Genomic DNA, 8,531 nt, shown 5'->3' on the forward strand with positions numbered 1-8,531 from the left:
TGCATACGTGCAATTCACCGAGCCCTATTTAAAAGCGGTCAAAATTGCAGCAAAAACGCGGAATTAGACGACGTTCATCCAGGCGCGCTGGTGGCGATCAGTTGTATATGAATTATGACAAAGGGGATTCGCCGAGCGAGCGCCCGGCGAGGTCGACACTTACGTGGCGATCCTCGGCCGGTCGCTCGGCCAAGTCCGGGGGCGCCTGCGGCGACACCCCCAAAACGTCCGTTGGGCAACGCACCCGACGGTTTTCGCAACTGAACGGCGGGCCTCTGTGGACCCGTCCGTATTTCGCCGCACTCTCAGGTTCTTCTTTTTTTATTGCCGGCACCTGATGGCACCGGTCTACTGCTCCCGCACCTACCCCCGATTCTCGCAGCGCTGCCCTTCGACAGATTCAGACTCAGACTCAGGCGCCAAGGCGCCACTTCAGGCTTCGTCTGCACCGTCGATGAAAGCGGTTCGCCTCTAACCATCCGACGATATCGCAGGTTTTTTGATAGGCTTTACCCTCCGTCTCAGTTCTGGACGACAGCGGGTTAAATATTTGGTTACCATCGCTGGCTCACCGGAACGCATCCTTTGCCCGCAGTAACGGATTCATGAACCAGCGCACCTTGCCGCAACACCTGGCTACCGCCGCCGCAGCCGAATCGCGCGCCACCGTTTCCACGAGCCGCTTCAGCACGCACGCGCTCGCCGCCGGCGAACAATTTCTGGCCTGGCGCCAGCGCGTGGGCCACGTCGTCGACGCTCCGCCCTCCAACGATCAGATCGTCCACGGATTTCGCGGCGAGATCGATTTATATGCAGTCGGCGGAATCGTGTTTACCGACTGCAGCACGGATTCGATGCGGCTGGAACGGTCGGTGGCACGCGTGTCCACGGACTCGCGGCGCGATTACGTCTTTCAACTGTTCGTGGAAGGTGAAATCGGCCACGTGAGCGGCATGCGTAAGAAACGCAGTGCGCCGAGCTCGGCGAGGGGCATCGTCGCGTTCGATCTGAACCAGCCGTTCCGGGCCGAACGGCCCGCCTGCAAGCTTCTGAGTCTGTTCATACCGTCCGCGATCGTGGACGAGGAACTGCGCGACGGCGCGGCGATTCACGGCCGCATTGTCCAGCAGGGTGCGCCGCTGACCGGCCTCGTACTGGACCACCTGGCGGCAGTCGCCCGGGAAATTCCCACGCTCGACCCAGGCGCCGCGGCGCAAGCATTACATGCCGGCGCCCAATTGATGGTCGCCGCCTTTCAGAAGGACGCGCGCCTGACAGGCGCGGGCCGGGCGGCGCTCCAGTCCGCCGTGATGGGCCAGGTGCGGCGCTACGTCGAAGCCAATCTGCACGAAGCCGACCTCACGCCGACCAGCGTGGTTCAGGCATTGCAACTGAAACGCGCCACCGTCTATCGCTGGTTCGAGCACGACGGCGGGCTCGGTGCGTATATCCGCAATCGCCGGTTACGGGAGGCGGCGGACGAACTGGTTCGGTTCCCGCATGTTCAGGTGGCGGAAATCGCCTTCGGACTCGGTTTCCGCAGCGCGTCCGATTTCACCCGCGCGTTTCGGCGCGCCTTCGATATGAGCCCGCAGGATATGCGGGCAAGCGCGTTGAGCCTGCGGCAGTATGGGGTAACGCCAGGTAAGTCCTGATAATGCCTGGTAAGGCGGCCTTGGTAGCGCGGGCCCGATAGCTCTGGTCTGATAGCTCTGGCCTGATAGCTCTGGCCTGGTCAAGCTGGTCTGATAGCGCGGGCCTGGTCAAGCTGGCCTGATAACGCGGGCCTGGTCAAGCTGGCCTGACAACGCCTGGCTGAGCCGCGTTCAAACCGCCGGCGGCGAAGCGCAAGCAACGCATGCACCCCGCGCTTCCGGTTCGGGAAACGCCCTCAACGCGGCGAGTGTAAGCAGGGTCGCGGCCATCAGATACCACGCCGGCATCATCGGATCCCCTGTGCGGCTGATCAGCCACGTCACAAAGAGCGGTGAAAATCCGCCGAACAGAACCACGCCGAAACTGTAGATCACCCCAAGTCCGGCCGCTCGCCGATGTGCCGGAAACGCTTCCATTACCAGCACGGAACTCGGGCCAGCATTGTTGACCGCAAGCGCCACGTAGGCCGTGATGATGACGAGCGCGGCGACGTCGCCCGCGCCATGCGCCAGCGCCCGGAATGCCGGCCACGCAACCGCCAGCGACGCCACGAGCGCCACGTACTGCAGCGTCTTGCGGCTCGCGCAACGGTCGGCCGCGCGCGCCACGAGCGGCGTCACCACGAGGATCACGAGGCCCGACAGGCAGGCCGTCAGCAGGCTGATCGCCGCCGGCCGATGCAGCGTACGAACCAGATAGGCCGGCATATAAAAGACCGTGAGGTAGATGCCCACCGAAGGCGCCGCCATCATCAACAGGCCGCAGACGATCGCACGCGGATGCGCCGCGAACATGCGCATCGGACCGAGCCGCGCGCGCTGCTGCGGCGCGGATGCCTGCATCCGGCGCCGCAGGTACCAGCCGACGGGTCCGATCAGCCCACCCAGCACGAATGGAATGCGCCATCCCCAGTCGTGCATGGCCGCGGGCGACAGCAGCGCCGTAGTGCTGGCCCCGACCAGCGCGGCGGCGAACGCGGCCGCACCCTGGCTCGCACCGCGCCAGCTCACCATGAAACAACGATTCCTGTACGGGACCGTCTCCATCAGTGAAGCCGACGCCGGCCCGATTTCACCGCCTGCCGCGAGCCCTTGCATCAGGCGCGCGAGCACCATCAACGCCGGCGCGGCAGGACCGATCGACGCATAGCCCGGCAAACACGCAATCAGCCATGTGCCGAGCGTCATGAGCGCGAGCGATACCGCGAGGCCCGCTTTGCGGCCGCGGCTGTCGGCGATGTGGCCGATCATCAGCGCGCCGAGCGGGCGCATCACGAAGCCCGCGCCGAAGGTGGCGAGCGAGAGCAGCAGCGACGACGCGGGATTGCTCGATGGAAAGAACAGATCACCGATGATGACCGCGGAAAAGCTGTAGACGGTGAAGTCGTACGCGACAAAGGCGTTCCCGATAATAATCGCCGTGACGGTACGCATGAGTTCGGCGCGGGACGGCTGAGCCGCTTTGTGCACAGCAGTTTGCATGGATTGCGATCGACGAATTCTCGCCGGCATATTCGTGCCGGCGGATTCAGAAGGATGACAAAAGACGCATTGTATTTCCTTCTTCAACATCGCGTGCATGCGCGACCTGGAACCCACGCTGGAACTCCACGCGGACCGCGCTGCTACACTTGCGCCACGCCAACCCCGCCGAAGCATTCGCGCCGCCCGGCATCACGCCGATCGCGATCACCCTAAACGTCACGGCACGTTCTTCGGCCGACACCCTCCGTACTCCATGCTTCGATTCGACAACCTCAGCAAGCGCTATAGCGAACGCCTCATCTTTCAGGGACTGCATTACAACAGCATTGCAGGATGTATCGCGCTCAACGACGAATCCGGCAGCGGCAAATCGACCTTGCTCGGCATCCTCGCCGGCACGATCGAGCTCGACGCCGGCGAGGTGTGGCTGGGCGGCCATTCGCTGCGCAGCGCGCGGCAGGAGGCGCAAACGGTGCTCACGTATGTGCCGGAAGACTGCATCACGTATCCGGACCAGACCGGCCGTGAGTATCTGGAGCGCGTGGCGGCGCACAGAAACACAACGGTCGACAGCCACACGCTCGAGCTTGCTGCGCGCTTTGGACTCGAACCGCATCTCGGCAAGCGCTTCGAACAGATGTCGTTTGGCACGCGCAAGAAAATCTTCCTGACCGGGGCCGTACTCGGCGAGACGAAAGTCGTGATCGCGGACGAACCGGTCGGCGGACTCGACGCCTCCGGGCGCGGCGTGCTGATCGACCTGTTCAGAACACTGGCGCAAACCCGCACGGTGTTTTTCTCGAGCTACGACCCGGCCTTCACGCAAGCGTGCGACGCGAAAACCATCAGTTTTGCGGACCTGCGCACGCAAAGCTAGACGGCTCCGCTTCGCCGGGACGTGCGAACAGCGGCAACACCGCGCGCGCCGGCGAATCAACCCGCCGTATCTTCAGCCTTCACTGATAGCTCATCGTAAAGGTGGCGAGTCCTTTCACCGTACCCGGCCCTGCCGTCCCCGTCGAGATGTACTGCGCGGTCAACGGGATGCGGGTCGTGCTCGCCGATGCACCGACCAGCCACTGATTGGGATTGCCCGCTACGGCCGAGTCCGGGCCGTAGCTGACCGGCGATCCACCGCTGTTCAACACGCGCAGCTTGACCCCCGTCGCGGTCGACCCGCTCGCGAGTGTCAGATTGCTGGTCGTGTTGCCGGGATTCGTGGCGTCGGTCAGTGTCACGTAGACGTTCGCACCCGCCTGGCAAGACAGCCCGATGCTGAGGTTCGTGTTGCCGAGCGTCGTGCCAACGGGGCTCAACGCACTCGCATTGACGGTTGGCAGCGTGACGCTGACTGATGGCGTGCTCACCGTGCACGTAGTCGCGACAATCGACGTGTTGTTGACCGAAATCGTCACGAGAGCCGGCGAGGTTACGTTGGCCGGCACGTTATGGCTGACCAGCGTGAACATCTGCGCAATGTTGAGCGCGCCACCCGCCGTCACTTGCGCGGCAGTTTTCACCAACTGGTAGGTAAACGTGAAGCTACCCTGGAAGGCAGCCGTCGTGGTGATCGGCGCGCCGAAATCATCCCACTTGGGGACGGGCAGAGCGGACATCGTCTTGTTGCCGTACGTCACGTCCACCACCTTGATGCCGATCCCCGCGATGCCGGTATTCCACACACCCGCTACCGCACTGCTCGTGAGCTGCGGAAGGTACTGCATATACCAGCCGTTGTTGAACGGCGCCACCGTGCCGGGATTCGATGGGCAGTTCACGGATACGGTCGACGACTGCAGCCCCGGTGCGACTGTCGTTTCGTACAGCTTCTTGCCGTTCTGCGTGACGCTTACGCGCGCATTGGTCATCGCCCCGCCGCGAATCAGCGGCGCATAGCCGCGCAGCGAATCGGGCAGCATGCGGTCGTCGCTCGCGAGCTCGACGCCGGTCTGCCAGGCTGATGAAACGGCGGTTGGAATCCGTTATTCATGCGTTCCTCTCAGTCAATGTCCGCGACCGTGATCTGACGTTCTACGATAGGGCCAGGCGCGTTCATGGACGGCCGCGAGGCGCGCGGCGAAGCGTGCCGCACGTCAATCACGAAGGCCGCGACGAGACCGCTGAACACGATGATTTCGATGAGATAAAGCAGATAGATCGACGCGCCTTCCACAACGGACTCTTGCACCATGAAATGTAGAAGACGCTACGTAAACGCAGCGTCAATACTTCGCGCGGTTTCGCAAAGACGGTGTGCAGGATGCGGGAGATCGCCGGGCCAGCGCAGTGGCGTGGCGCAGCTGGAAGACTTTCAGGCGGATCGTGCCGCCATTTGAAAACGACCGGCGTTTATGCCGCTTATGCCGTTTATGCCGCTGATGCCGCTGATGCCGCTTATGCCGCTGATGCGATTTATGCGGCCTAAGCCGCTTCAGCCGTTTGAGCCGCTTTTTCGAGCGCGGCCTGTTCGAGCCAGAGCCGGCTATCGGGGAACCAGAATGCTTCCGGGCGCGGCGGTGAGACAAGCCTCACAGGAAGGGAGGGGTTGAATATCTTCGACCATGCGGACAGATAGGACGGGGTCTTCACGAGGAACCCGCAATTGGCCAGAAGCAGGCTCGAAACCAGCGCTTCGCGACCGATCTCGAGTCCCGGATAGCCGCTAAAGTGAATCGGCGTGTTGCCGCAAGCGAGCAATTTTGCCGGCGCTACTTTGACCGGCTTGCTGAATGGCCACGCGACAAAGAAATCGATAAACGCCTGTTCGTCACTCGAGATGAAAATATTAGTGAGTTGCGGGTTTTCCGCGAGCGCCAGTTCCACCTCCCGGCAAAAGCTTCCCCACGAAACCGGCACGGCTTCCAGTGCTTTATCGGTACCTCTGAAATGCGCGCCAAGGGTCGATGAGCCGAGTCCGAGCGTCTGGCAGATCGAGTCGACTTCTTCATAGATATGGGTAGCCGGTCGATAGTGCGCGAAGAAGAGTTCGCTTGCACTGCTGAGTCGAAGCCGGGCTTCATAACGCTGACGAAAGCCGAGCTGAACCAGGTCGCGGACCGTCGAGGTTCTCACCTTGTGAGTGACCGCTTTTTTCGAAGTAGCGTGCACGGGTTCGAAGAACGCGGAGAACCAGTCCAGTTTTACCTCGGCGTCGCCATACAGCCCACCGCGGGCACTAATGCTCGGCCTGAGGCATTTCTCGTCGCAATACATCAGAATGAACAGGACCATCTGCATCACGGAGAAGAACCCGGAGTTCTCCCGAATCTCGATGGAAAAGACGCCCCTGTTCAAACGCTGTGTAGCGTGAAGCGAAAGCCGGCGCGGCGTGGCCACGGAATGCTTGAATCCTTCGCTGCGTCGGATCTGTTTCGCCCGATCGACTACCTTTCTCAACATGCCCGGCTCCTAATGAATTAGGTATTCTTTGAAATGGCACGCACCTGTTTGCTACGAAGGTATGGAAGACCCAGCATAACAGCTAAACAAGTCTGGCCCAGTAAATTTGGCTTGTCTTCGTAAGCTAGCGCACAAAGCTTCGGTAAGGATTTCCCTGGATAGGCAAAGCGGCGGCGAGCTGCTCCAGCGCGTCATTTCAATTGCCTCGCTGTGATTGCGTGAAGATACGCATGCGGGGACACCAAGGCTTGTTATCCCGATCATGCAGTCAGCGTCAGCAAGCCGCGAAGCGATTGAGCAAACAAACAGGCTTGCGATGAATGTGGACGCTTGACCTTCCCCCCGTGGGAAGGTCCACGCTTCGGTTTTGATCTTTCATCGGAGCCAGAAAATGGAATTCAGCATCCCGGATATGTCATGCGGCGGCTGCGCCAACGCGATTACTCGTGCAGTGACGAGTCTCGACCCCGCGGCGAAGTTCGACGTCGATGTCCTCGCCAAAATCGTTGCGGTCACATCGACGTTGCCGACGGCACGCATCATCGAAGCCATGGAGGCGGCGGGCTTTCATCCTTCGCTCAAGGGCTAGGCGGATCGCGTCAGGTCATATAAATCGATCAAGCTCGCCTCCCTGTTCAGGACAGCATCACGGCGCGCCATCATAGGCGCCCGATATCACTCTTTCTCCAACGGAAAATCCAACATGAAAAACCTTTACGCATGCCGTGCCCTTTGTCTTTTCAGCGGCGTTGCGTTTGCTGTCGCTACGGCGCCTGTCTATGCGCAGCAGAGTGCGTCGATGCCCGGCATGAACATGTCAGCGTCGGCCGACGCCGGGTCGAGCGCCTCGACCCAGGCCTTCAAGGACGCCGACGAGAAAATGATGCAGGACATGGAGGCGCCCGCCTACACGGGCGATGCCGACAAGGACTTCGTGGCCCACATGATCCCGCATCATCAAGGCGCGGTCGAAATGGCGCAGGTGGAACTTAAATACGGTAAAGATCCCGAGTTGAAACGCCTGGCCCGCAACATCATCAAGGCGCAACACGAAGAGATCGCGTTCATGCAGCGCTGGCAGGCGAAGCACGGTGTGAAGTGACAACCGGCGCGGCCTGACCTGCCGCTAGGGTCTCGATACAACCAGAAACAGAAAACCGCGAAATAACGGCGACCCACATCTCACGCGGGTGATCACCTCGCCGTCGCGGTTTGCGCTTCGCGAGTCTCGCGCACGAGCGTCTCAACCAGTTCCGCCGCCGGCATTGCACGCGAAAGCCGCACGGCCTGCCCTCGCGGAACGCGAAGCGGTTCATCTGCGTGTTCGGCTCGTTCACCACGCTCGTTAGCCTGAGCATGTTGCTGCCGTTTCTGCCGCTCTACGTGCAGCAACTCGGCGGACCGGATCGGCAGCTGGAACGTGATTATCGGTTGCCTCGTGTTGACCGGACTCGCGATGGTGCCGCAAGCATTCGTCACGCAGTGGTGGCAACTGGCGTTGCTGCGCGGCTTGATGGGTATGACGCTGGCCGGATTGCTGCCGTCGATTGCGAAACTGGTCCGGCACGCGGCCACTGAACCCCAGTCGGGCACGATGCTGGGGTATCTTCAGTCGGCACAATTCGCCGGTCAGGTCATCGGACCGCTGCTCGGCGGAGTGATCGCCGTCCATCTCGGTTTGCACGCCGTGTTCTTCGTCACAGGTTCGCTGCTGATTGCTTGCACCGCACTCGGTCAGGTCGTGCACAATCGGCCGACGCAAGCATGATGCAACAGGCGAGCGCCAATCGCGCGCTTATTGCCCCGTCTTGAGCACAACCCTGAAGCGGGCGGCCCCGCTCATCATCCGGTCGAAGGCCTCGGCCGCCTTTGTCAGCGGGAATTCTTCGATCATCGGTTTGATTCCCGATAACGCACTGAATGCGAGCGTGTCCTGGGAATCCGCCGATGTACCCGACGGCCAGCCCTGCACCGAATTGCGCCCTATGATGA

The 8,531-nt window shown here is 61.6% G+C and carries 9 protein-coding genes and 2 pseudogenes; 5 read left to right on the top strand and 6 right to left on the bottom strand.

Annotated elements, in window-relative coordinates:
- Positions 1–605 precede the first annotated feature (605 nt).
- Positions 606–1,655 (top strand): AraC family transcriptional regulator, encoded by a 1,050-nt coding sequence (locus tag QOC89_RS24500; RefSeq protein WP_323047377.1) that lies wholly within the window; start codon positions 606–608, stop codon positions 1,653–1,655.
- A gap of 171 nt (positions 1,656–1,826) precedes the next feature.
- Here the strand turns inward: QOC89_RS24500 and QOC89_RS24505 are convergent, their stop codons facing one another.
- Both QOC89_RS24505 and QOC89_RS24510 read right to left on the bottom strand, forming a co-directional pair.
- Complete coding sequence (locus QOC89_RS24505; RefSeq protein WP_323047378.1) at positions 1,827–3,137, bottom strand: MFS transporter; 1,311 nt, start codon at positions 3,135–3,137, stop codon at positions 1,827–1,829.
- A 46-nt stretch (positions 3,138–3,183) separates the two neighbouring features.
- Entirely contained in the window at positions 3,184–3,381 is a 198-nt protein-coding gene (locus QOC89_RS24510; RefSeq protein ID WP_323047379.1) for a hypothetical protein, read from the bottom strand.
- Between the two features lie 12 nt (positions 3,382–3,393).
- Here QOC89_RS24510 and QOC89_RS24515 point away from each other — a divergent pair, with 12 nt between their 5' ends.
- A complete protein-coding gene (locus tag QOC89_RS24515; RefSeq protein WP_323047380.1) occupies positions 3,394–4,017 on the top strand; it encodes an ABC transporter ATP-binding protein in 624 nt (207 codons plus the stop codon).
- Positions 4,018–4,096: 79 nt separating this feature from the next.
- Here QOC89_RS24515 and QOC89_RS24520 read toward each other — a convergent pair whose 3' ends face one another.
- From QOC89_RS24520 to QOC89_RS24530, 3 genes are all read right to left on the bottom strand, one after another.
- A complete protein-coding gene (locus QOC89_RS24520) occupies positions 4,097–5,119 on the bottom strand; it encodes a fimbrial protein (protein ID WP_323047385.1) in 1,023 nt (340 codons plus the stop codon).
- Between the two features lie 20 nt (positions 5,120–5,139).
- Positions 5,140–5,331: a hypothetical protein gene (locus QOC89_RS24525; RefSeq protein WP_323047381.1), complete on the bottom strand. Its 192-nt coding sequence runs from the start codon at positions 5,329–5,331 to the stop codon at positions 5,140–5,142.
- A gap of 230 nt (positions 5,332–5,561) precedes the next feature.
- Positions 5,562–6,539: a hypothetical protein gene (locus QOC89_RS24530; protein WP_323047382.1), complete on the bottom strand. Its 978-nt coding sequence runs from the start codon at positions 6,537–6,539 to the stop codon at positions 5,562–5,564.
- Positions 6,540–6,930: 391 nt separating this feature from the next.
- On the opposite strand from QOC89_RS24530, the gene QOC89_RS24535 reads away from it, so the two are divergent.
- The 3 genes and pseudogenes from QOC89_RS24535 to QOC89_RS24545 form a co-directional block, all read left to right on the top strand.
- Complete coding sequence (locus QOC89_RS24535; RefSeq protein WP_323047383.1) at positions 6,931–7,128, top strand: heavy-metal-associated domain-containing protein; 198 nt, start codon at positions 6,931–6,933, stop codon at positions 7,126–7,128.
- A 114-nt stretch (positions 7,129–7,242) separates the two neighbouring features.
- Entirely contained in the window at positions 7,243–7,641 is a 399-nt protein-coding gene (locus tag QOC89_RS24540) for a DUF305 domain-containing protein (RefSeq protein WP_323047384.1), read from the top strand.
- Positions 7,642–7,935: 294 nt separating this feature from the next.
- Positions 7,936–8,307, top strand: a pseudogene (locus tag QOC89_RS24545) (MFS transporter); the annotation flags it as partial.
- 27 nt (positions 8,308–8,334) lie between these two features.
- Here the strand turns inward: QOC89_RS24545 and QOC89_RS24550 are convergent.
- Positions 8,335–8,531, bottom strand: a pseudogene (locus QOC89_RS24550) (alcohol dehydrogenase); the annotation flags it as partial.

The organism is Paraburkholderia sp., assembly GCF_034668105.1.
GTDB lineage: Bacteria > Pseudomonadota > Gammaproteobacteria > Burkholderiales > Burkholderiaceae > Paraburkholderia.